The organism is Collinsella sp. CLA-ER-H2, from assembly GCF_040092405.1.
Taxonomy (GTDB): domain Bacteria; phylum Actinomycetota; class Coriobacteriia; order Coriobacteriales; family Coriobacteriaceae; genus Collinsella.
Genome location: NZ_JBBNLO010000015.1, coordinates 35,461 through 59,795 on the forward strand (window position 1 = coordinate 35,461; position 24,335 = coordinate 59,795).

The window sequence follows — 24,335 nt, forward strand, 5'->3', positions numbered from 1 at the left end:
GTTTAGGCGAAGTAGGCTACGCCGCTCTCGAAGATCGGCATGAACTTATCGCCGGGGACATGCTCGGGCACGTTGCGGTACAGGTTGTCGCCGCGACGCTCGGCATGGCCCATCTTGCCCAGGACGCGGCCGTCGGGGCTCGTGATGCCCTCGATGGCGAGTGCGGAGCCGTTGGGGTTGACGGAGAGATCCATGCTGGGCTTGCCGTCTTCGCCCACGTACTGCGTGGCGACCTGGCCGTTGGCGATCAGCTGGGTGAGCACTTCGTCATTGGCGACAAAGCGGCCCTCGCCGTGGCTGATGGCGACGGTGTAGGGGTCGTCCAGGCTGCACTGCGACAGCCACGGGGACAGGTTGGACGAGATGCGGGTGCGCACCAGACGGCTCTGATGACGACCGATGGTGTTGAACGTCAACGTGGGCGCATCGGGCGTGGCGTCGACGATGTCACCGTAGGGCACCAGACCGAGCTTGACCAGGGCCTGGAAGCCGTTGCAGATGCCCAGCATCAGGCCGTCGCGGGCCTTGAGCAGGTCGCGAACTGCCTCGGTGACCTCGGGAGCGCGGAAGAACGCCGTGATGAACTTGGCGGAGCCATCGGGCTCGTCGCCGCCCGAGAAGCCGCCGGGGATCATGACGATCTGGCTTGCACGGATGCGGCGGGCAAGCTCGTGGGTGCTCTCGGCGACGGCCTCGGGCGTGAGGTTGTTGATCACGAAGGTGTCGGCTTCGGCACCGGCTGCGCGGAAGGCACGTGCGCTGTCGTACTCACAGTTGTTGCCGGGGAACACGGGGATGATCACGCGCGGACGGGCGATCTTGGCGCCGCTGTACACGTGGATGTCCTTGGCACGGAAGTCGATGGTCTCGACCTCGGGGGTCTCGTCGGCGCTGCGGTAGGCAAAGACGCCCTCGATGCCGCTCTCCCAGGCCTCCTGGAGCTCGGAGAGCTCGATGACCTCGGAGCCGGTGTCGATGACATAGCCCTCGACGGTGGTGCCCAGGGGCTCGACGACAACGCCGTCGGCGACCTCGGGCAGCTCGGCATCCTCGGCGAGCTCGACGATAAAGCTGCCGTAGAGCGGGGTGAAGAGGCTCTCCACGTCCACGTCCTCGGCAAGCTCGATGCCGATCTGGTTACCGACGCACATCTTAAAGAGGCTCTCGGCGCCGCAGCCGTAGCCGGGCGTGGAGATGGCCAGGGCGTCGCCGGTAGCAGTGAGCGCCTCGACGGCGTCAAACGCGGCGAGCAGCTGCTGGGCGTCGGGACGGTAGTCCTCGCCATAGGTAGCGGGGGCGATGCGGACGACGCGGTGCGTCAGACCCTTGAACTCGGGCGAGACGGCACGGGCGGCCCTGCCCACGGCGACGGCGAAGCTGATCAGGGTCGGCGGAACGTTGAGCTCGCCGGCCTCGTCCTCAAACGAGCCGCTCATGGAGTCCTTGCCGCCGATGGCGCCAGCACCCAGGTCGACCTGGGCCATGAGGGCGCCCAGGACGGCTGCCGTGGGCTTGCCCCAGCGCTCTGCCTCGGTGCGCAGACGCTCGAAGTACTCCTGGAAGGAGAGGTAGGCGCGCTTGTGCTCAAAGCCGGCGGCAACGAGCTTGGCGATGGACTCGACCACGGACAGGTAGGAGCCCGCAAATTGGTCGGCTTCCATCAGGTAGGGGTTGAAGCCCCATGCCATAGCGCTCGCCGTGGTGGTCTCGCCGTCCACGGGGAACTTGGCGACCATGGCCGAGCTTGGGGTGAGCTGCGTCTTGCCACCAAAGGGCATGAGCACGGTCGCGGCGCCGATGGTGGAGTCGAAGCGCTCGGAAAGGCCCTTGTTGGAAGCGACGTTGAGGTCGGTGACAAGCGAGGTCATGCGCTCGGCAAGCGTGGTGCCGGCCCAGCTGGGCTGCCACACGCTGCGGGCGCACACGTGGGCGATCTGGTGCTTGGGCGCGCCGTTGGAGTTGAGGAACTCGCGGGATAGGTCGACGATGGCGACACCGTTCCAGGCCATGCGCATGCGCGGCTCGGCGGTAACCTCGGCGATAACGGTCGCCTCGAGGTTCTCCTCGGCGGCGTAGCCCATGAACTCCTCGACGTCACCGTCGGCGACGGCGCAGGCCATACGCTCCTGGGACTCGGAGATAGCGAGCTCGGTGCCGTCCAGGCCGTCGTACTTCTTGGTCACGGTATCAAGGTCGACATACAGGCCGTCGGCAAGCTCGCCCACGGCGACCGAGACACCGCCGGCGCCAAAGTCGTTGCAGCGCTTGATCAGACGGCAGGCGTCGCCGCGGCGGAACAGACGCTGCAGCTTGCGCTCGACCGGGGCGTTGCCCTTCTGGACCTCGGCACCCGAGGTCTCGATGGACTCGGTGTTCTGGGTCTTGGAGGAGCCGGTGGCGCCACCGATGCCATCGCGGCCGGTGCGGCCGCCCAGCAGGATGATCTTGTCGGTGGGGGCGGGGCACTCGCGACGAACGTGGTTTGCCGGGGTAGCGCCCACGACGGCGCCAACCTCCATGCGCTTGGCCACGTAACCGGGGTGATAGAGTTCGTTGACCTGACCGGTGGCAAGGCCGATCTGGTTGCCGTAGCTGGAGTAGCCGGCGGCGGCAGTGGTCACGAGCTTGCGCTGCGGCAGCTTGCCCTCGAGCGTCTCGGAAACCGGGACGGTGGGGTCGCCGGCACCGGTGACGCGCATAGCCTGATACACATAGCTGCGGCCCGAGAGCGGGTCACGGATAGCGCCGCCCACGCAAGTGGCGGCACCGCCGAAGGGCTCGATCTCGGTCGGGTGGTTGTGGGTCTCGTTCTTAAAGAGGAACAGCCAGTCCTGGTCCTCGCCATCGACATCGACCTTCACCTTGACGGTGCAGGCGTTGATCTCCTCGGACTCATCGACATCGGTCATTACGCCGGTCTTCTTAAGGTACTTAGCGCCGATGGTGCCCATGTCCATGAGGCAGACGGGCTTGGCGTCGCGGCCGAGTTCGTGGCGCATCTCCATGTAGCGGTCGAAGGCCTGCTGCACCACGGCGTCGTCGATCGTCACGTCATCCAGGACGGTGCCGAAGGTGGTGTGGCGGCAGTGGTCGGACCAATAGGTGTCGATCACGCGGATCTCGGTGATGGTGGGGTCGCGGTCCTCATCGCGGAAGTACTGCTGGCAGAAGGCGATGTCCGCCTCGTCCATGGCAAGGCCGCGCTCGGAAATAAAGGCGGCAAGGCCGGCCTCGTCGAGCTCGCGGAAGCCGTCGAGCACCTCGACGGGCTGGGGCTCGGGGGTCTCCATGTACAGCGTCTCGGGCAGGTCGAGCGAGGCGATGCGCGCCTCGACGGGGTTCACCACGTAGTGCTTGATGGCATCGATGGCGGCTTCGTCCAGAGCGCCCGAGATCATATAGACCTTGGCGGAGCGCGCGGCGGGGCGCTCGCCCTGGCTGATGAGCTGCACGCACTCGCTGGCGGAGTCGGCGCGCTGGTCAAACTGGCCAGGCAGGAATTCGACGGCAAAGACGGCGCCATCGCTTGCGGGGAGCTCGTCGTAGGTCACATCGACCTGGGGCTCGCTAAAGACGGTCGGCACGCAGGAGCGGAAAAGCTCCTCGTCGATGCCCTCGACGTCGTAGCGGTTGATGATCCTCAGGGCCTCGATGCCCTTGATGCCGAGAATTTCGGTCAGCTCGCCCTTGAGCTGCTGAGCCTCGACGTCGAACCCGGGTTTCTTCTCCACGTAGATACGAGAGACCATTGGTTCCTGCCTTCCTGATCGGTTGGGCGTACGGTACGGTATGCGGCAGCGGTCGGTTTGCGGGGCAAGCCTCGCGGTCGCCTTGAGCCACATGTTTGTAAACCTCACTATGATACGACAGCTCGCGGCGCGTTGAGGACGGCGAGGGTGCTACAGTGAAGCGCAAACAAGAGAAAGGCATCACATGGCATTCGTTTCGCTCGCCATCATCGCACTCGTGGCCTTTGCGAGTCCTTTTATCGCCTCAGCGATTCCCGGAAAACCTGTTCCCGAGACGGTCTTTTTGCTCGTGCTCGGCGCGGTGCTGGGACCCCATATGCTCGGCGTCATCCATGTAGATGCCGAGGTCTCGCTTGTGTCCGAGCTGGGCCTGGCCTTCTTGTTCCTGCTTGCCGGCTTTGAGATCGACCCCAAGAGCATCACGGGCGTCGAGGGGCGCTACGGCTTGGCGACGTGGGTCGTCACGTTTGGTATCGCCTGGCTTGCCGTGCGCTTTACCCCGTGGTTCTCGGTCAGTCATTTCGACGGTATCGCCGTGACGCTTGCCCTCACTTCGACGGCGCTCGGTACGCTCGTGCCCATCATGCGTGAGCGCTCGCTCACCGGCACGCGCGTGGGCGACTCGATTCTCGCGTATGGCACCTGGGGTGAGCTCGGCCCTGTGCTTGCCATGTCGGTGCTGCTGTCTGCCCGCACCGGCATCCAAACGCTTGTAATCCTTGGCTTGTTTGCGGTGGTCTGCGTGTTGCTGGCCGTGGTCCCGAGCCGCTCCAAGCGCGTCGGCAGTCGCTTCTTTGCGTTTGTCGAGGAACGCGCCGATACCACGTCGCAGACCTTCGTGCGCCTGACGGTGCTCATCCTAGTCACGCTCGTGGCGTTCTCGGCTGTCTTTGATCTCGACATCGTGTTGGGTTCTTTTGCCGCCGGCTTTGTCTTGCGCTACATCATCCCCGAGGGCAACCATACGCTCGAGACCAAGCTTGATGGCCTGGCCTACGGCTTTTTGATTCCGGTATTCTTTACCGTATCGGGCGCAAAGATCGATCTGACGGCCGTGGCGTCGCGCCCGGGTCTGCTCGTGGGCTTTATCGTGGCGTTGTTGATTATTCGTGCCGTGCCCATACTTATTTCTATGAGCATTTGTCCTGCGACGCGCGATGTGTCGGCGTATGGTCGCATTACCGTGGCCCTGTACTGCACCACGGCCCTGCCGATCATCGTTGCCGTGACAAGCGTTGCCGTCAACGCGGGCGCGCTGTCGCAAGATATTGCGTCGGTCATGGTTGCTGCCGGTGCCATCACGGTGTTCTTGATGCCGTTGCTCGCGCAGCTCTTCTACCGCGTGGTCGACGCCGCGCCGGTCGCCGCCGTGGCAGAAGTTGCCGAGCATCCATCCGATGCGCTCGACATCCTGCGCGCCCATCACGATTTGGCGAGCCTGCTCTCACGTGAGCACGAGCTGCTGACTTCGCATGGCCATGGTCGCGTATTCGAGGGCTTGCCTACGCTCGATACGATTGCCGAGCGTCTTTCCGCCGAGGCGGCGAGCGGCCACATCGATGCCCGCATCGTGGACGCGGCGCATCTTCTTGCCGATAAGACCTATGGTGATGAGGTCGACCCGTCCGAGCTGACCCCGCGCGAGCGTCGCCGCCTGGAGCGCGCCAAGCTCGCCGTGCGCGAATACCGCCGCCGCATGTTGGAGCTCTATGCAAGAGAAGAAGCCGAGGACGACGACGGCAAGTAGCCGACACCGCCGCGGAAAATGCATCCCGGAATTGGCGTCCAGAGTGGGATGCGCTTTCCGCGAGAAGCCCGTTGCGGAAAGCGTGTCCCAGAATGCGCGCCCAGAATGGGACATAGTTTCCGAAAGAAGGCCCTGAGGGAAACTGCGCCCCGTTCTGAGCTGAAATACCGGGACGCAGCTTCCCCTGCAAGCAGAACAAGGCGCGCTGCCTGCGGTTGATGCAGACAGCGCGCCTTTTGCGTTGGGCCTCGTTGAGGTTCGAAGTCGTGGTTTGCGACCTTTAGGAGCGGGCGGCTCCGTCGACGGGGAGCACGGCGCCCGTGACGTAGGAGGACATGTCGCTCGCCAGGAAAACAAAGGCGTTGGCGACATCCTCGGGCTCGCCCATGCGACCCAGCGGAATGGTGGCGATGATGGGCTTAATAACCTCTTCGGGCAGGTTGGCGACCATATCGGTCTTGGTTACGCCAGGCGCGACGGCGTTGACGCGGATGCCCATGGGGGCGAGCTCGCGCGAGAGCGACTGGACCATACCGTTGACGGCAAACTTGGACGTGGGATAGCCAACGCCGGAGGGCTGACCGTACTTGGCGACCATCGAACTCGTGGTGGTGATGGTGCCGCCATGACCTGCCTCGGTCATGATCTTGACGGCTGCCTGGTGGCCATTAAAGACGGCGACGACGTTGAGGTCCATAACCTTAGCGAACTCCTCGGCCGTGTAGTCCAAAAGGGGTGAGCGCTGGGAGATGCCGGCATTGTTGACGACTGTATCCAAACCGCCCATATCGGCTGCAGCCTGGGTAAAGGCCTCGGTCACGGCCTCGAGCGAGGTGAGGTCGCAGGAGCGGCCCCAGACCTTGGCGTCGGGATAGGCGGCCGCCAACTTCTCAACGGCCGCGTCGGCAGTCTCCTGGCGTGAGCCAAAGACGGTGACGGCAGCGCCTTCCTCGATAAAACGGCAGGCGATCGCATAGCCGATACCGCGCGTGCCTCCGGTGATGATTGCTTTCTTGCCCTCGAGCAACATGGTATTTCCTCTCATCGCGGGCGGACATACGCAGCTCAGCGTAGCGGTAGCCGGAATCGGCCGCGTTTGCATATCGGTGAACGGTAGCCCGCGTTACCGATGAGCGGCTCGCGCAAATATGCTCTGCCGTTGTGCTTACGGCAGGTGACAAAAGGGCTCCCGTCCCACATCGGACGGGAGCCCTCAAGGCGCGTATTGCTAGGCGAGCGTTGGGCTAGTTCGCCATGACGCCTTCGGTCCAAGCCTCAACGTCCTCGATGCGCAGGACGTTGGCGACCTCGGCCACGCAGTCGACGCCGGCAAGCTCGGCGGCGGCAGCCTGGACGTCCTTCTCGAGCGCGCGGTGCGTCAGGAAGATGACCGAGCAGGCATCGCTGACGCCCGACTTGCCGTCCTCGACCTGGTTGATGAGCGAGATCGAGATGTTGTGCTTGGCAAAGATGTCGACCGTCTCGGACAGGGCGCCCACGCGGTCGGCGACCTTCAGGCGCACATAGTACTTGGTCTGGAGCTCGTCCATAGGCTTAAAGGCGAGATTGTGACCATAGGGCTCAATCTCGGGCAGCGGAGCCACGCCGCGGCTGATCTGCTCGGAGAGCGACAGGATATCGCCCACGACGGCGCTCGCGGTGGGGAAGGAGCCTGCGCCAGCGCCGTAGAACATGGTCTCGCCCACGGCGTCACCCACCACGTAGACGGCGTTCATGGCGCCGTTGACCTTGGCGAGCATATGGTCTGCCGGGATGAGCGTGGGATGCACGCGGACGTCGACGCCGGCGTCGGTATTGCGGGCGATGCCCAACAGCTTGATGGTGTAGCCGAGCTCGCGGGCCTGGGCAATGTCCTCGGCGCCGATGGTACGGATACCCTGCTGGTAGACATCGTCGGTGGTCACGCGGGTGCCAAAGCCGATGGAAGCGAGGATTGCCGTCTTGCTGGCGGCGTCGAAGCCGTCGACGTCGGCGGACGGGTCGGCCTCGGCATAGCCCTTTGCCTGGGCGTCGGCGAGCACGTCGGCGTAATCGGCGCCCTCGGCGTCCATGCGCGACAGGATGTAGTTGGTGGTGCCGTTGAGAATGCCAGCGATGGTCAGGATCTTGTTGCCCACCAGGTCGTGCTCGAGCGTGCTGACAATGGGGATGCCACCGCCGCAGCTGGCCTCGCACTTAATCTGCACGCCGCACGCGCGCGCCTTCTCGGCAAGCGTCTCGACGTGACGGCCCAGCAGGGCCTTGTTGGCAGAGACGACGTGCTTGCCGTGCTCAAAGGCAGTGGTGAAGATCTCGGTCGCGGGATGCTCGCCGCCGATCAGCTCGACGACGATATCGACGGCGGGGTCGGTGACGACATCGTGCCAGTCGCTCGTAAAGGCCTCGCGCTCAATGCCGGCTGCTTCGGCCTGCTCCCAGGCAAGCGCGCAGGCGCGGGTCAGCTTAAGGTCGATGCCGTAGGCTGCCAGGTACTCATCGTGGTGGCTCTTGATCAGACGGGCCACGCCGCCGCCGACGGTTCCCAGACCGATCAGACCGACGTTCACGGTGCGCAGGGGTTCGCTCATAGATAGCTCCTTCGTGCATCTTATGGATGGATTAACCGCTTAAAGGTTGAGTGCATTCTAGCGTGAACCGAGGGTGCGTGCTCGCCAGGCAACAGGAGTCGCACAAAACGGCACCCCCGAAACGCTGCGGAAACATTGGAAACATGCTCGCTACAAACGAACTTCCGTAACAAACTGTCAACGTTTGCGCCATAAGGTTTGCCCTGTACCGCAAGACGGCCGCACCGCGGCCAGCGAAAAAAGGGGGACACCATGTTTAGCATCAACAACGTACTTAACCGCAGGAGTTTCCTTGTCGGAGCCACGCTTATTTTTGCCCCGATCTATTACACCCCAGCGTCCGTTTTGCTCAAGAACGCCAAGGACATGAGCTACGACATGACACTAATGGGTGTCGACGGCATGGACAGCCTATGTGATCCAGGACGGCAAGTACATCGCTTCCTAAGTGCGCATAAAGCACGACCGGTGAGGCTGTTTTATTCAGGGCAGGGACGCCTGTAACAGAATGGAAACATTACTTTTACATAATAAAGTGGCTAAACTGCATAAAACAATGGAAATACGCATAATTATGGATAAATGAACAAATCCAAAGAAAAGTCGAAATAATCGCCACTTTTCTCAACTAAAGCGTCTACTATTTTGCGAACGCCGAACACGGCGAAGGATGGCCTGTCGGGTAACCGAAACCCGACGAGATTTGAGAGGAGAGCCGCATGTCGAGCCTCACCGGTAAGTCATTGAACCCTGTTATGAATCGCAGGAGCGTTATCGCGAGCGCAGCAGGTCTGGGGGCGATGTCCATTCTAGCTGGCTGCTCCTCCAACGGCGGCGACAGCGGTTCCGCTTCGGGCGACGCTTCGTTTAAGATCGGCACCATCGGCCCGCTGACCGGCGCCAACGCGTCCTACGGCAAGTCTGTTACCCAGGGTGTCGAGCTTGGCTGCAAGGATTTTTCGACCAAGGAGCTGCCGCTTGCCAGCAAGGCCGAGGATGACCAGGCCGATGGCGAGAAGGCCGTCAACGCCTTCAACACCCTGCTCGACTGGGGCATGCAGGCCCTCGTCGGTCCGACCACCACGGGTGCGTCGGTTGCCGTTGCCGCAGAGTGTGGTAACGACCCCAAGACGTTCATGATCACCCCGTCCGCGTCCTCCGAGGACGTCACCGACGGCAAGGATTGCGTCTTTCAGGTTTGCTTCACCGACCCCAACCAGGGTGTCAACGCTGCCAAGTTCCTGGCGCAGAAGTATGCGGACGAGAAGTTCGTGCTGTTCTATAACTCCGGCGACGCCTATTCTTCGGGCATCGCAGATTCCTTTAAAGCCCAGGCCGCTGAGTCCAAGCTCGAGATTGTTGACGAGGAGACCTTTAAGGACGACTCCGCCACGAGCTTTACCAACCAGCTGACCAAGGCCAAGCAGGCCGGTGCCACCATGATCTTTGCGCCGATCTACTATACGCCGGCGTCCGTCCTGCTCAAGAACGCCAAGGACATGGGCTACGACGTCAAGATGATGGGCTGCGACGGTATGGACGGCATCCTGGGCGTTGAGGGCTTCGATACCTCTCTTGCTGAGGGTCTGCTGCTCATGACTCCGTTCTCTGCCGACGACGAGAAGAACGCCGACTTCGTCAACGCCTACAAGGATAAGTACGGCGATACCCCCGACCAGTTTGCCGCCGACGCCTATGACGGCGTGCACGCGGTGGCCGAGGCCGTCAAGGAGGCCGGTCTTGGTGTCGACGCCGACCCGACCGAGGTCGCCGAGAAGCTGTCCAAGGCTATGCTCAAGATTACCGTTGATGGTCTGACCGGCAAGCTCACCTGGAACGATAAGGGCCAGGTCCAGAAGGAGCCCACGGCGTACGTCATCACCGACGGCAAGTACGTACAGGCCTAATTGGCCGCCTTACATAGAGCGGTTTTGATCCCAAGCAGGGGAGGTTTTGGCCTTCCCTGCTTGCTTGGTATCTAGGGGCTATGTAACGTCCCTGTTTCATTCATTAACTGGAAACCTATTCGAAAGGGGGATGTGGAACATGACGGTCTTTATCCAATACCTGGTCAACGGCCTGTCCATGGGCAGCGTCTACGCCATCATCGCGTTGGGCTACACCATGGTCTACGGTATCGCCAAGATGCTCAACTTCGCTCACGGCGACGTCATCATGGTCGGTGCCTATGTCTCGTTCTGCGCCACGTCGTATCTCGGCCTCCCGGGCTGGGCATCTGTAGTTCTCTCTTGTGTGGTCTGCACGGTTCTCGGTGTTCTCATTGAGGGTCTGGCCTATAAGCCGCTGCGCCAAGCGGGCCCGTTGGCCGTTCTGATCACGGCCATCGGCGTGTCTTACTTCCTGCAGAACGCCGCGCAGCTTCTGTGGGGCGCCACGCCCAAGAACTTCACTTCGCTCGTCACCTTCCCGGTGCCGGAGTTCTTGGCCAAGTTTAACGTAAGCGCCGTCTCGCTCGTCACCATCGTCGCCTGCCTGGTTATCATGGCCGGCCTGATGTTCTTTACAGGTAAGACCAAGATGGGCAAGGCCATGCGCGCCGTGTCCGAGGATAAGGCCGCCGCTCAGCTCATGGGCATCAACGTCAACCGCACCATCTCGATGACATTCGCCATCGGCTCCGCCCTCGCTGCCATCGCCGGCGTGCTCCTGTGCTCCTACTCGCCGGTCCTGCAGCCCACCACGGGCGCCATGCCTGGCATCAAGGCCTTCGACGCTGCCGTTTTCGGCGGCATCGGCTCCATCCCCGGCGCCTTTGTCGGCGGCATTCTCATCGGCATCATCGAGGCGATGGCGCAGGCTTACATTTCCACGAGCCTTGCCAACTCCATCGTCTTTGGTGTTTTGATCATCGTCCTGCTCGTCAAGCCTGCCGGCCTCTTGGGCAAGTACGTCCCCGAGAAGGTGTAGGTGAGCGTTATGAAGTTTCTTAAAGACAAGCAGACGCGTCACGACTTTGTCACGTACGCCATGTGCGTTGTGGCGTTCGCCATCGTGTTCTTTATGCAGTCCAACCACATGATCCCGCGCATGATCGCCGGTCAGCTGGTTCCCATAACAGCCTATATCGTCATGGCCATCTCCCTTAACCTCGTCGTCGGCATCGCGGGCGACTTGTCGCTGGGCCACGCGGGCTTTATGAGCGTCGGCGCCTATACGGGCATCGTCACTGCCGTCGCGCTGGAGAGCACCGTTCCGTCTGATCCGATGCGTCTGATCATCAGCATTGTGGTCGGCGCTATCGCCGCTGCCATCTTGGGCTTCTTGATCGGTATCCCGGTCCTGCGCCTGAGCGGCGACTATCTGGCCATCGTGACCCTGGCTTTTGGCGAGATTATCAAAGAGGTCGTCACCTGCCTCATTGTGGGCGTCGATTCCCGCGGCCTGCATGTGATCTTTAACATCACGGGTAACTCCACGATCGACGACCTGCACCTGCTCGAGGACGGCACCGCCATCATCAAGGGCGCGCAGGGTGCATCGGGCGTGTCGACCTATTCGACCTTCCTTGCCGGCGCAATCCTGGTTATGGTCGCGCTCGTGATTGTGCTCAACCTGGTTCGCAGCCGTACCGGTCGTGCCATTATTGCCGTGCGCGACAACAAGATCGCTGCCGAGTCTGTGGGCATCTCCGTCACCCAGTACCGCATGATCGCCTTCGTGGTTTCCGCTGCCCTCGCCGGTGCTGCCGGAGCTCTGTTCGGCGGTAACTTCTCGCAGCTTTCCGCCACTAAGTTCGACTTCAATACGTCCATTCTCATTCTGGTGTTCGTGGTCCTGGGCGGCCTGGGCAACATGCGCGGCTCCGTTATCGCCGCGGCGCTGCTCACGGTGCTCCCCGAGCTGCTCCGTCAGTTCTCGGACTACCGCATGCTCATCTACGCCATCGTGTTGATTCTGGTCATGGTCTTTACCAACAACCCACAGCTCAAGGCGTTCTTCGCACGCATTAAGGATCGCTTTGCTTCCAAGAAGGAGGTGGCAGCCGATGCCCAGTAAGTTTGAGTTCAACAAGGGCAAGATGGTCCCGTATCCTTCTGGCGCCATCGTTCCCGACCGCGACCTGGGCCAGCGCCCGGCGCTCGAGTGCATCCACCTGGGCATTGAATTCGGCGGCCTTAAGGCAGTCGATGACTTTAGCCTGACCATCGGCAAGACTGAGATCGCCGGTCTCATCGGCCCCAACGGTGCCGGCAAGACCACGGTCTTCAACCTGCTCACCAAGGTGTACCAGCCTACGCACGGCACCATCCTGCTCGATGGTGAGGACACCTCGGGCAAGTCGGTCTACCAGGTCAACCGCATGGGTATTGCCCGTACGTTCCAGAACATTCGCCTGTTCAACACCATGACGGTGGAGGACAACGTTAAGGTCGGCCTGCACAACCAGGAGCGCTACTCCGGCTTTGAGGGCGTGCTGCGCCTGCCGACGTATTGGAAGCACGAGAAGGCCGCCCACGAGCGCGCCATGGAGCTGCTGTCCATTTTTGACATGGAGCACCTGGCAAATGAACAGGCCGGCTCGCTTCCTTACGGCGCTCAGCGCCGTCTGGAAATCGTCCGCGCGCTTGCCACTAACCCCAAGCTGCTGCTGCTCGACGAGCCTGCCGCCGGCATGAACCCGTCCGAGACCGCAGAGCTCATGGCGAACATCGTCAAGATTCGCGATACCTTCGGCATCGCCATCATGCTTATCGAGCATGATATGTCGCTCGTTATGAACATCTGCGAGGGCATCTGCGTGCTTAACTTTGGCAAGGTTATCGCCAAGGGTACGGCGGAGGAAATCCAGAACAACGACGCCGTTATCGAGGCGTATCTGGGTAAGCAGGATAAGGGGAAGAACTAAATGGCAGAGCCGATGCTTTCCGTCTACAACATCAACGTCTGGTACGGCGCCATCCACGCCATCAAGGACATCTCCTTTAACGTTAACGAGGGCGAGATCGTGGCCTTGATTGGTGCCAACGGTGCCGGCAAGTCCACAACGCTCAAGACCGTCTCGGGCCTGCTGCGCTCCAAGACCGGCTCCATCAAGTTTATGGGCGAGGACATTACCCATACGCCCGCTGATAAGCTGGTTGGTAAGGGCTTGGCTCAGGTTCCCGAGGGTCGTCGCGCCTTTTTGCAGATGACGGTTGAGGAGAACTTGGAGATGGGTGCCTATACGCAGCCCAAGTCCACGGTGGCTCCGGGCTTGGAGCGCGTCTACGAGCAGTTCCCGCGCCTGAAGGAACGTCGTCGCCAGGTCGCCGGCACTCTTTCAGGCGGCGAACAGCAGATGCTCGTTATGGGACGCGCCCTTATGAGTAACCCCAAACTGCTTATGCTCGACGAACCTTCCATGGGTCTGGCGCCGATTCTGATTGAACAGATCTTCCAGATTGTCGAGGACCTTCACAAGGCCGGCACCACGGTGCTTCTGGTCGAGCAAAACGCGCAGATGGCGCTTTCCATCGCCACACGCGGTTACGTGCTCGAGACCGGCAAGATCACCATGACCGGCACCGGCCAAGAGCTCCTGCACGACGATAACGTCCGCAAAGCCTACCTCGGAGGCTAACCCACCTAACAAAAGGGGCGCTGACTATCTCAGTCAGCGCCCCTTTTTAGTTGCGGTGAAATAGGGACTGAATACGGGCTCCAGAGGCCAAAAGAGTCCCTATTCCACCGCAACTTCATGGGGATGTGTGACAATGCCCGTCGGAAAACATCTGCTGTCTTTGGGGGTCTATCTATGCTGTACGAGTTTTGTGCCGAGAACTTTGAGCGGGTGCCGGCGGCTATCGATGCCGGTGCTAAGCGCATCGAGTTGTGCGACAACCTTGCCGTCGGTGGTACCACGCCCTCGGCTGGCGTTATCAGCGCTACGGTCGGCTATGCTCACGAGCATGACGCGCGAGTGATGTGCATGATTCGCCCGCGTGGCGGTGACTTTCAATACAACCAAGACGAGCTGCGCATGATGGAGATGGACTTGGGCCTTGCCGTGAGCGCCGGCGCCGACGGCTTGGTCTTTGGCTGCTGCAAGCCTTGTGCCGGCGGATGGGCGCTCGATGAGCTTACACTCGGCGCCCTCGTGATGGCTGCGGGCTGCGCGACCGAGGAATGCAAGCGCGAGCCCATCGACATCACCTTCCACATGGCCTTCGACCAGCTCTCGCCCGAGGCTCAGCTCGATGCCGTCGACACACTCGCCGACTGCGGTATCACGCGCATCCTGACGCATGGTGGCGCTGCCGGAACGCCGATCGAGGACAACCTGGATCACCTGTCGCGTCTTATCGAGTATGCGGGCGACCGCCTGACCATCCTTCCCGGCGGTGGCATTTCCACGGCCAACCGCGATACCGTGGCGGCGGCACTGGGCGTCTCCGAGCTCCATGGCACCAAGATCGTGCCGATGGAGGTATAACCCGTGGCGCTGGTATTTGACGTTCAGCAGGCGAACGGTAAGCCCGACGATAACCGGCGCCCTGGCACCGCGTGCCCCTTTTGCGATACCGAGGAACTCGCCAATATCATCCGGCGCGACGGTGGCTGTATCTGGCTCGAGAATAAGTTCAAAACCCTGCGCGCCACCCGTCAAACCGTGCTGATCGAGTCAGCCGATCACGATGCCGACCTGGTGACCTATGCGCCGGACGAGCTGCATCATGTGATGCGGTTTGCCCTGGGTTGCTGGCAGCAGATGATCGATTCACAGCAGTATCGAAGCGTGCTCATGTATAAAAACAAGGGCCCGCTCTCGGGCGGTAGTCTCGTTCATCCGCACATGCAGATTGTGGGTTTGGAGCAGGAAGACGGCTATGCGGCACTAGCCCCCGCCAATTTCGAAGGCATCAATGTCTGGCAACAGGGGAGAATCTCGGTCAATATCTCAACCGAACCGATTATGGGGTTCTTTGAGGTCAACGTTTCAGCCCCGCAGGGAATCGCCGCCAGCAATGGCACGCGAGACCAAGCCGAGGCGGATCTCTTCGCCGATGCGATCCAGGCAACTCTGCGCTATATCCTGGACGAGCACCACGGTGGTCGCGCAGAGTCGTACAACTTGTTCTTCTATCACTTGGGCGGTCGGACCATTGCCAAGGCGCTGCCGCGTTGGGTGGTTTCGCCCTACTTTGTCGGCTATCGTTTGGCCCAGGTCAATGCCGAGACAACGCTCGATATCGATGCTGAGCGCCTGCGTGCGCATCTGGAAACGCTCGTATAGCAAGACTGACACCCGCGTAATGCGGACAGCCTAGCGTGCCATGGCGTCGCGGCCGGCCTCGACCCGCTTGCGCTGGGCGGCGCGCTCCTCGCCGGTCAGACGCTCAAAGAGATGTCCGATAAGCGAAGCGAGTACCTGCTGAAACAGCGTTCCGCACATGACGGGAAACACGACTTCGCCCGGAAAGTACTGCGTGGCGATGACGGCGCCCGAAGAGATGTTACGCATACCGCAGGTAAAGCACATGGTAGTCGTCTCGTTATATGGCAGATGGAGCGCGCGGGCGACCAGAAAACCGACGACAAAGCCGCTGATGGCGAAGGCCAAAATAAAAAGGGCGACTTCCAGGCGCACCGCGTTCATGTGCAGCACGTACTCGCTCATGGCGGTGGAGTTAGACGCGATAACGCCCATCATCATGAACTTGCAGGCGGGCGAGAGCGCGGGGGAGAGTTTCTCGTGTCCCCATCCGCGCGTGAGTTCGTTGATCACGATGCCGAGCACGGCGGGGATGGCGATCATAAAGGCCATGTCTTGCATCATGCTCGGCACATCGATCGAGACGGTGGCGCCCAGCAGGAGCTTGAGCGTAAGAGGAATCGTCACAGGTGAGATGACCGAGGACGTCAGGATGATGGTGAGCGCGAGCGGGCCGTTGCCGCCGAACATGCTAATCCACATAAAGGCAGTGACTGCCACGGGTACGCTGTACTCGAGCACGATGCCGCAGACAAGGTTGGGGTTGGAACCAAAGAACAGCGAGCCCATGGCATACGCCGCGATGGGGATGAGCGCAGCGGAGACAATTAACGCCAAAATCAAATGCAGCGGACGATGGAACACCTCAGCCACCTGGTGAAAGGTGTTGCTGAGCGCACCCTGAAACGTCATAAAGGCAAACAGGGCGGGAACGATGGGCTTGAGTACGCCGATCTGCTGGGGAAAGAGTACGCCGAGCGTTACGCAAATCGGAACGATGACCTGCATATGCCCCGCGAGGAACTTTCCCAGTCCAGCCCATTGCTTCATATGCCCCGTGACTCCCTTTATCCGCGAACTCGTTTGTATGGATATGCTAGACGCTCGTATGTGTCCGTGCGGCTGAAACGCTCGATTATTTCGAGGCCATTACCGCTATCGTTTGCCGAAACCGCGGCGCACCGCGGCGTTTTGCGTCCGCGCTGCACGGTATAATAAATCCGTTCAACAGATCTGCCTGCCGAAGCGGGCATACACAGAGGACTCATCGCTATGAACCGTGAGAGGTATCGCGGCGACCTGCCCCTATCGGGGGTGGGCGCTCATGTCATCGCTTAAGACGACGCATCGCTGGGCGGTCGCTCAGCAAAACCCCGAGCTCGAAAAGGAGCTTTCGGCTGGGCTGGGCATACCCGGGCTGGTGGCGCGCATTATGGTTGCGCACGGCATTACATCCATCGAGGAAGGCCAGCTATTTTTGACGCCTTCGCTCGATCGCGACTGGGCCGACCCACTTATTATCCCGGGCATGTCGGTCGTTGCCGACCGCGTCGAGCGCGCTATCCGCAACCACGAGCACATTGCCGTCTTTGGTGATTTTGACGTTGACGGTATTACATCGACCTGTCTGTTGACCGAGGCGCTGCGAACGTTTGGCGCCAATGTCACGCCATTCATCCCGCACCGCTTTGACGAGGGCTATGGCTTGTCGCGTGTGGCGCTCGACCGCGTTAATGAGCTCGCTCATCCTCAGCTGATCGTGACCGTCGACAACGGCATTGCCGCCAAGGAAGAGGTTTCCTATCTGGAGAGCCTGGGGATCGAGCTGGTGGTCACGGATCATCACGAGCCCTCCGACCAGGTGCCGCAGGGTGTGCCCCTGACCGACCCTAAGCTCGAGGACGAGGGCCCTTCGCGTGAGCTTGCCGGTGCCGGCGTGGCGCTCAAGCTGGTGCAGGTTCTGGGCGAGCGCCTGGGCAAGCCGTCGTATTGGCGTTCGCTGATAGAGGTCGCGGCGCTGGGCACCGTGTCCGACATGATGCCGCTGACGCCCGAGAACCGCGCGCTGGTCGCCGAGGGCATCCAGCAGATGCGCGTGACGGCCCGTCCCGGCTATATCGCGCTTGCCGCACTTGCCAAGGCCGATCTTTCTACCATTACGGCCGACGGCCTGTCATTCTCGCTTATTCCCCGCTTAAACGCTGCCGGCCGCATGGCCGATCCCAAGCTGGCGCTCGACTTGCTGCTTGCCCGCGATCCCATCGAGGCGAGCGCACTGGCCGCCGAGCTCGAGGAGATTAACCGCCAGCGCCGTGAGATCGAGGCGGAGCTTACGCGCGATGCCATGGCAAAGGTCGAGGAGACCTATGACGGCGGGCGCGCAATCGTCGTGGGCGGAGAAGGCTGGCACGAGGGCGTCAAGGGCATCGTGGCGAGCCGCCTGACCAACCGTTATCACGTGCCGGCGCTGCTTTTCTCGATCGAGGATGGCATCGCACGCGGCTCGGGTCGCTCGGTGGGCAAAGTTAACCTGTTTGACGCCGTCGAGCGCTGTTCCGACCTGCTGATTCGTCGCGGCGGACACGCCGGCGCGGTGGGCGTGACCATCGAGGCATCCAAGCTCGATGAATTTCGTCGTCGCCTTTCCGCCGTGCTATCGGAGCTTCCCGCCGAGGACTTTGAAGACACCGACGAGGTTGCCGCTACCGTTGACCTTTCCGAGCTAAATATCGAGACCATCGAGCAGATTTCCCGTCTTGAGCCGTTTGGCCAGGGCAATAAGGTGCCGCTTCTGGCCGCCGAGGGCGTGACGATGTGCGATCGCGCCGTGGTGGGTAAGACCGGCGAGCATATGCGCTTCGTGGCGACGGATGGCGCCGCGAGTGTGCCGGCCATCATGTTTCGTGTACCGCAGATCGACAGGCTTATCAATTGCGACAGCGCCGTCGACGTGGTGTTCGAGGCCGTTGCCGAGCATTGGCAGGGGCGTGTGAAGCCCAAGCTCATGGTCAAAGATGTCTTGGTGCGCGATACCACGGCGCGAGGCTTTGACGATCCGGCGTGCGAGCTTCGTCGTGGCGTGCAGCCGGCGGATTCCGGCCCGCGCCTGGAGTCGCGCAAGCGCGAGACGCTCGCCCAGCTTTCTTATACCGAGCTGACGCGCTCGCTTATCCATAGCTTTATCGGCTCGAACCAGCCGCACCGCGCGCAGGTCGAGGCACTCGACGCGCTCGCCGACCACCAGAGCGTTTTGGCCGTTATGGGAACGGGCCGCGGCAAGTCTCTTATCTTCCATGTTCACGCCGCGCGTGAGGCGGTCCTTCGCGGGCGTGCGAGCATCTTTGTCTATCCGCTGCGCGCGCTCGTTGCCGACCAGGCCTATCACCTCTCGTCGACGATGGCCGCGCTCGGCATTGGCGTAGGCGTGCTGACCGGCGAGACCGTGGAGGCGGCGCGCGATGATGTGTTTGCCGGCTTGGCTTCGGGCCGCACCGGCATCGTGCTCACGACGCCCGAGTTCCTGTCCATTCACCGCGACCGCTTTGCGCGTCCGGGGCGCATCGGTTTTGTCGTTATCGATGAGGCGCATCATGCCGGTCTTGCCAAGGGCGGCGATCGCAGTGCCTATCTCGACATGCCCGATATCCTGAAAGCCCTGGGCGACCCGGTCGTTATGGCGGCGACGGCCACCGCGACGGCTCCGGTCGTGGCCGAGCTTGCCCGCGTGCTGCCGATTACCCGTACGGTGGTCGACGAGACCGTGCGTGAGAACTTGCAGCTCGAGGACGACCGCGATCTTGCGAGTCGCGAAAACCGCCTGGTGTCCATCGTCGCGACGGGGGAGAAGACCGTCATCTACGTCAACTCGCGTGATCAGTCTGTGGCGCTTGCCAAGACGCTACGCAAACGCGTTCCCGACTGTGCGACCCGTATCGCGTTCTATAACGCGGGCCTTACGCGCACCGACCGCCATCGCGTAGAGGAGGCGTTTCGAGACGGCAGCCTCAGCTGCATCGTCTCGACATCTGCCTTTGGCGAGGGCGTCAACCTTCCCGATATTCGCCATGTCGTGCTCTATCACATGCCGTTTGGCGGCATTGAGTTTAACCAGATGAGCGGCCGCGCCGGTCGCGATGGCCAGCCCGCCGTGATCCATCTGCTCTATTCGTCGCGCGACGCCCGCATTAACGAGCGCCTGCTCGACTGCTATGCGCCCGAGCGCGACGAGCTCGTCACGCTCTATCGTGCGTTGCAGACCATGTGGCGCTCCAACCGCGGCAAGACCGGGGACGATTCCTTTAGCGCGAGCGATATCGACATCGCGCAGATGTGCCTTGCCATCGATGCTCGCACGCCGGTCGACGAGCGCTCGGTGGAAAGCGGCTTGGGAATCTTCGAAGAGCTTGGTTTCTGTCGCGTTTCGGGGTTTGACGACACCCGTCGCATCGCGATGGCCGAAAACCCCGGCCGCGTGCAATTGAGCAGGTCGATTCGCTATTTGGAGGGCTTGCGCTCGCGCATGGAGTTCTCGGCTTTTCGGAGCTGGGCACTCGATTCGTGTGCTTCTGATATGCTAGCCAAAGTTAACCGCCCGATCGTTCCGCGGGCTTAGGGGAAGGGGACCTCGATGGATGCCGCAGCCCGTACCACCCATGATTCCACCCTCCAGCCGTTCTCGGAGATGGAGCACTATAAGCATGCCGATGAGCTGCCGCCCGAGATTATGGCGGACAGCTACGACAAGCTGGAGCGCCTGTGCCTCAAATATATGAATGAGGACGACTTTTCTAAGGTTGAGCAGGCCTACTGCTTTGCCGCCGAGAAGCACTGCAACCAAAAGCGCCGTTCGGGCGAGATGTACATTAACCATCCCGTCGAGGTTGCCATCATTTTGGCCGATCTCAAAATGGACTGCGATGTGGTGTGCGCCGCGCTGCTGCACGATACCGTCGAGGATACCGAGACCTCGCTTGCCGATGTTTCCGGCCTGTTTGGCGATACGGTGGCCGAGCTCGTCGATGGCGTGACCAAGCTCACCAACATCGAAGTCGACAGCATGGACGAGAAGCAGGCCCTCACGCTGCGCAAGATGTTTCTCGCCATGTCCAAGGACATCCGCGTCATCATCGTTAAGCTTGCCGACCGTCTGCACAACATGCGCACCCTTGCAGCCCTGCGTGAAGACCGTCGCCTGTTTAAAGCTCGCGAGACCATGGACGTGTATGCGCCCCTGGCCGACCGTCTGGGCATGAGCTCCATTAAGTGGGAGCTCGAGGACCTGTCCTTCTTCTACCTTGAGCCCGACGCCTACCAGCGCATCGCGCGCATGGTGGCTGAGTCGCGCGAGGTCCGTGAGCGCTATCTGGCCGAGACCATCAAGACGCTCACCGACGAGCTCAACCGCATTGGCCTGGAGGGCTTCCAGATCAATGGTCGCTCCAAGCACTATTGGTCCATCTACCAAAAGATGAAGCGCAAGGGCAAGGAGTTCTCCGAGATCTACGATTTGGTGGCGCTGCGCGTCATCACGCATTCGGTGCGCGATTGCTACTCCACGCTCGGCGCGGTGCATACGCTGTGGCACCCCATGCCCGGTCGCTTTAAAGACTATATCGCCATGCCCAAGGTCAATAACTACCAGTCGCTCCATACGACGGTTATCGGCCCCACGGCCCGCCCGCTCGAGATTCAGATTCGAACCTACGAGATGCATGAGCAGGCCGAGTACGGCATTGCCGCCCACTGGCTCTATAAGAAGTCGGGCGGATCGTCTGCTTCCAAGACCAATGACGCTCAGCGTCTGGACGACCAGATTAACTGGCTCAAACATTCGCTCGATTGGGCAGCGTCTGATGAGATTACGGACGCCAAGGAATACCTGCATTCGCTGAAGGTTGATCTGTTCGACCAGGAGATCTTTGTCTTTACACCCAAGGGCGAGGTCATGGCGCTTCGTGCCGGCTCCACGCCGCTCGACTTTGCCTACGCCGTTCACACCGAGGTGGGCAACCACTGCGTCGGCGCCAAAATCAACGGTGCGGTGGCTCCGCTCACGCACGAGATTAAGACGGGCGACCGCGTTGAAATTCTGACGAACAAGAGCTCCAAGCCATCGCGCGATTGGCTCAAGATCGTCAAGACACCTTCGGCCAAGTCAAAGATCCGCCGTTATTTCGCCGCCGCGACCAAAGACGATGACGCTGCTGCCGGCCGCGATATACTGGCCAAGGACCTGCGCAAGCGCGGGTATGGCATCTCTACGCCGCGATCCACGCGTGCGCTCAACGCCGTGGCGGAGCAATTTAACTACAAACAGCTCGAGGACCTGTTTGCTGCCGTCGGCGCCGGCAAGGTTGCCCCGCGCGCTGTGGGTAACAAGGTCGAGCAAATCTTGGACCCCAAGCCCGAGGAGCAGCTCACCAAGACTGAAGCCATCGCCGAGGTTGTCAAGCAGCCTGCCCGCGGCTCCAACCGCAAGCCGCAAAAGCGCGGCAAGAGCGCCAGCAATGGCATTCTCGTCAAGGGCGAGAGCAACAGCGGCCTGCTGGTCCGTCTGGCGCATTGCTGCAATCCGGTGACGGGCGACGATATCGTCGGCTTCATCACGCGCGGCCGTGGCGTTTCGGTGCATCGCGCCAACTGTCCCAACGTCAAGGGTCTTATGGAGCATCCCGAGCGCATGATCGAAGTGGAGTGGGACGGCGCTGCCGACACCCTCTTCCAGGTCGAGATCGTGGTCGAATGCCTGGACCGCATGGGCCTGCTCAAGGATGTCACCATTGCCATTGGCGATGCGGGCGGCAATATCCTTTCTGCCGCCACGTCGACTAACCGCGAGGGTATTGCAACCCTGCGCTTTATGGTCGAGATCTCGGACGCGAGTGGTCTGGATCCGCTGCTTGCTTCCATCAGCAGTGTCGATTCGGTCTACGACGCTCGCCGTCTTATGCCCGGCGAAGGCGGAGCTCAGCTCAAGCGCCGTGTGTAGGTGCGAGAGCCTCTCGGCATCATAGATATTGGTTACGTTCGAGGCATCGTTTGGTGCCTCGAACGTATTTTAGAAGGAGGGTATGCGCATGGGCGATATGACTTTGGACCTGACACCCCGAGGCACGGCTTCGATTGAGGCACTCGTCAACGGCCCGATTCAGACCAACAGTTACGCCGTGATTTCGAATGACGAGTGCTTAATCGTCGATCCGGCGTGGGAGGGCGAGCGTCTTGTGGAGCATATCCGCACCGCGCATCCCGAGGTGCGCGTACTCGGCTCTGTCTGCACGCACGGTCATGCCGACCATGTTGGCGGGGTCGCCGGGGTTCGAGCTGTTGTTGGCGACGGCGCACTATATGAGTTGTGCGATAAGGACGTGACGGTACCTCGCGCAAATATCGAGGAGCAGCGCGCCATGTGGGGTATTGAGACGCCCAATCCGGGTGAGCCGACGCGCTTGCTTGCCGAGGGCGATACAATCGAGGTGGGCGACGTCTGTCTGCAGGTGATCGAGACGCCGGGGCATACGCCGGGCGGCATCGTCCTGTTCGCCGCGACCGAGCAGGGGAACATCGCCTTTGTGGGCGACACGCTTTTCCCGGGCAGCCACGGTCGTACCGATCTTTCCGGCGGTGACGAGGCGGCGATTATGCGCTCGCTCTCCAAGCTCGCCCGGCTTCTCCCGCCCGATACCGTTTGCCTAACCGGCCATGGCGATTCGACCACCATGGCACGCGAGCTCATGCAGAACCCTTTCATGCGGGTGTAGCTCTATAGTCAGCTTCTGAAGCACGAGAAGCGTTCAAACGTCAAGCTATTTTTCCCCAACGGGTCAATTTCGTAGGGCAAACGGTCAAAAAAGTCTGTTTGGACGATATTCGTGAACAAACGAACGTTTATGCTCGGGTGCGCCGTGGTAAAATCTCAGGCGTTATCGGAGCAACCTTACAGGAGGTTTCTTTTATGCTCGTCAACGCAGCAGACATGCTCAAGAAGGCCGAGGCCGGCAAGTATGGTCTCGGTGCCTTCAACACCAACAACCTCGAGTGGACCCTGGCTATTCTCCAGGCCGCAGAGGAGGCCAAGTCTCCGCTGATCCTTCAGTGCACCGCTGGTGCCGCTAAGTGGATGGGCGGTTTCAAGGTCTGCGCCGACATGGTCAAGGCTGCCGTCGAGGCCACGGGCGTTACCGTTCCCGTCGCCCTTCACCTCGATCACGGTTCTTACGAGGACTGCTTCAAGTGCATCGAGGCCGGCTTCACGTCCATCATGTATGACGGCTCTCACGAGGAGACCTTCCAGCTTAACCTCGACCGCACCAAGGAGCTCGTTGAGCTTGCCCATTCCAAGGGCATGTCCATCGAGGCCGAGGTCGGCGGCATTGGCGGCACCGAGGACGGCGTGACCTCCAACGGCGAGCTCGCTGATCCTGCTGAGTGCAAGCAGATTGCTGACCTGGGTGTCGACTTCCTCGCATGCGGTATCGGCAACATCCACGGCGTGTACCCTGCCGACTGGGCTGGCCTTTCCTTCGAGCGTCTGGGCGAGATCAAGGCCGAGACCGGCGACCTGCCCCTCGTCCTGCACGGTGGCACCGGCATCCCCGAGGATCAGATCAAGAAGGCCATCTCCCTGGGTATCTCCAAGATCAACGTCAACACCGACCTGCAGCTCGTCTTCGCCAAGGGCGTTCGCGAGTACATCGAGGCTGGCAAGGATCAGCAGGGCAAGGGCTTTGACCCCCGCAAGCTCCTCAAGCCTGGTCGCGACAACATCGTTGCCCGCACCAAGGAGCTTATGGAGGAGTTTGGCTCCGTCAACAAGGCGTAAGTAGCGGTTTAACTTTCCCGTCGGAGGCCCCGTTCACCCCACGCTTTTCCCTTGCGCTCACCTGGCTTTGCCAGAAGTCGCGCAATGGGAAAGGCTCTGTTAGACCAAAATTGACATATAGCATTTTTCCGATTTGGGACGATAATGCCCGGGGGCAATTTGAATTTGCTCCCGGGCATTAGTCTATTTTGGAGGTTTGAATGCGGTCAAAACTGAT

General features: G+C 61.2%; 17 protein-coding genes. 13 read left to right on the top strand and 4 right to left on the bottom strand.

Annotated elements, in window-relative coordinates; translation table 11 throughout:
• Positions 1 to 2 precede the first annotated feature (2 nt).
• Complete coding sequence (locus AAAX59_RS05775; protein WP_349071075.1) at positions 3 to 3,749, bottom strand: phosphoribosylformylglycinamidine synthase; 3,747 nt, start codon at positions 3,747 to 3,749, stop codon at positions 3 to 5.
• Positions 3,750 to 3,933: 184 nt separating this feature from the next.
• On the opposite strand from AAAX59_RS05775, the gene AAAX59_RS05780 reads away from it, so the two are divergent.
• Positions 3,934 to 5,496, top strand: coding sequence for a cation:proton antiporter (locus AAAX59_RS05780; RefSeq protein WP_349071076.1), 1,563 nt, complete (start codon positions 3,934 to 3,936; stop codon positions 5,494 to 5,496).
• Between the two features lie 280 nt (positions 5,497 to 5,776).
• Here AAAX59_RS05780 and AAAX59_RS05785 read toward each other — a convergent pair whose 3' ends face one another.
• Together AAAX59_RS05785 and AAAX59_RS05790 are read right to left on the bottom strand one after the other, a co-directional pair.
• Positions 5,777 to 6,526 (bottom strand): SDR family NAD(P)-dependent oxidoreductase, encoded by a 750-nt coding sequence (locus tag AAAX59_RS05785; protein ID WP_349071077.1) that lies wholly within the window; start codon positions 6,524 to 6,526, stop codon positions 5,777 to 5,779.
• Between the two features lie 214 nt (positions 6,527 to 6,740).
• Positions 6,741 to 8,084 (bottom strand): homoserine dehydrogenase, encoded by a 1,344-nt coding sequence (locus AAAX59_RS05790; RefSeq protein WP_148332586.1) that lies wholly within the window; start codon positions 8,082 to 8,084, stop codon positions 6,741 to 6,743.
• 252 nt (positions 8,085 to 8,336) lie between these two features.
• On the opposite strand from AAAX59_RS05790, the gene AAAX59_RS05795 reads away from it, so the two are divergent.
• From AAAX59_RS05795 to AAAX59_RS05830, 8 genes are all read left to right on the top strand, one after another.
• Positions 8,337 to 8,588: a hypothetical protein gene (locus tag AAAX59_RS05795; RefSeq protein ID WP_230308399.1), complete on the top strand. Its 252-nt coding sequence runs from the start codon at positions 8,337 to 8,339 to the stop codon at positions 8,586 to 8,588.
• Between the two features lie 215 nt (positions 8,589 to 8,803).
• Positions 8,804 to 9,991: an ABC transporter substrate-binding protein gene (locus tag AAAX59_RS05800; protein ID WP_035137075.1), complete on the top strand. Its 1,188-nt coding sequence runs from the start codon at positions 8,804 to 8,806 to the stop codon at positions 9,989 to 9,991.
• Between the two features lie 139 nt (positions 9,992 to 10,130).
• Positions 10,131 to 11,012 (top strand): branched-chain amino acid ABC transporter permease, encoded by an 882-nt coding sequence (locus AAAX59_RS05805; protein ID WP_040358647.1) that lies wholly within the window; start codon positions 10,131 to 10,133, stop codon positions 11,010 to 11,012.
• 9 nt (positions 11,013 to 11,021) lie between these two features.
• Complete coding sequence (locus tag AAAX59_RS05810; protein WP_006234440.1) at positions 11,022 to 12,101, top strand: branched-chain amino acid ABC transporter permease; 1,080 nt, start codon at positions 11,022 to 11,024, stop codon at positions 12,099 to 12,101.
• Positions 12,091 to 12,951 (top strand): ABC transporter ATP-binding protein, encoded by an 861-nt coding sequence (locus AAAX59_RS05815; RefSeq protein ID WP_349071078.1) that lies wholly within the window; start codon positions 12,091 to 12,093, stop codon positions 12,949 to 12,951. Before AAAX59_RS05810 ends, AAAX59_RS05815 begins: the two co-directional genes overlap by 11 nt.
• Before the next feature lie 12 nt (positions 12,952 to 12,963).
• Complete coding sequence (locus tag AAAX59_RS05820) at positions 12,964 to 13,665, top strand: ABC transporter ATP-binding protein (RefSeq protein ID WP_035137222.1); 702 nt, start codon at positions 12,964 to 12,966, stop codon at positions 13,663 to 13,665.
• A gap of 174 nt (positions 13,666 to 13,839) precedes the next feature.
• On the top strand, positions 13,840 to 14,517 hold the full coding sequence (locus AAAX59_RS05825) for a copper homeostasis protein CutC (RefSeq protein WP_349071079.1): 678 nt from the start codon (positions 13,840 to 13,842) through the stop codon (positions 14,515 to 14,517).
• 3 nt (positions 14,518 to 14,520) lie between these two features.
• Entirely contained in the window at positions 14,521 to 15,318 is a 798-nt protein-coding gene (locus AAAX59_RS05830) for a DUF4931 domain-containing protein (RefSeq protein ID WP_349071080.1), read from the top strand.
• A 30-nt stretch (positions 15,319 to 15,348) separates the two neighbouring features.
• Here AAAX59_RS05830 and AAAX59_RS05835 read toward each other — a convergent pair whose 3' ends face one another.
• On the bottom strand, positions 15,349 to 16,347 hold the full coding sequence (locus tag AAAX59_RS05835) for a bile acid:sodium symporter family protein (RefSeq protein ID WP_349071081.1): 999 nt from the start codon (positions 16,345 to 16,347) through the stop codon (positions 15,349 to 15,351).
• Between the two features lie 274 nt (positions 16,348 to 16,621).
• On the opposite strand from AAAX59_RS05835, the gene recJ reads away from it, so the two are divergent.
• The 4 genes from recJ to fba all read left to right on the top strand — a co-directional run bounded on the left by recJ (position 16,622) and on the right by fba (position 24,118).
• Complete coding sequence (recJ, locus tag AAAX59_RS05840; protein WP_349071082.1) at positions 16,622 to 19,909, top strand: single-stranded-DNA-specific exonuclease RecJ; 3,288 nt, start codon at positions 16,622 to 16,624, stop codon at positions 19,907 to 19,909.
• 15 nt (positions 19,910 to 19,924) lie between these two features.
• Positions 19,925 to 22,285 carry a bifunctional (p)ppGpp synthetase/guanosine-3',5'-bis(diphosphate) 3'-pyrophosphohydrolase gene (locus AAAX59_RS05845; RefSeq protein WP_349071083.1) on the top strand — a complete coding sequence of 787 codons (2,361 nt, stop codon included), beginning with the start codon at positions 19,925 to 19,927 and terminating at the stop codon, positions 22,283 to 22,285.
• An 88-nt stretch (positions 22,286 to 22,373) separates the two neighbouring features.
• Positions 22,374 to 23,057, top strand: coding sequence for an MBL fold metallo-hydrolase (locus AAAX59_RS05850; RefSeq protein ID WP_349071084.1), 684 nt, complete (start codon positions 22,374 to 22,376; stop codon positions 23,055 to 23,057).
• Between the two features lie 194 nt (positions 23,058 to 23,251).
• A complete protein-coding gene (fba, locus tag AAAX59_RS05855) occupies positions 23,252 to 24,118 on the top strand; it encodes a class II fructose-1,6-bisphosphate aldolase (protein ID WP_346981433.1) in 867 nt (288 codons plus the stop codon).
• The last annotated feature ends 217 nt before the right edge of the window (positions 24,119 to 24,335 follow it).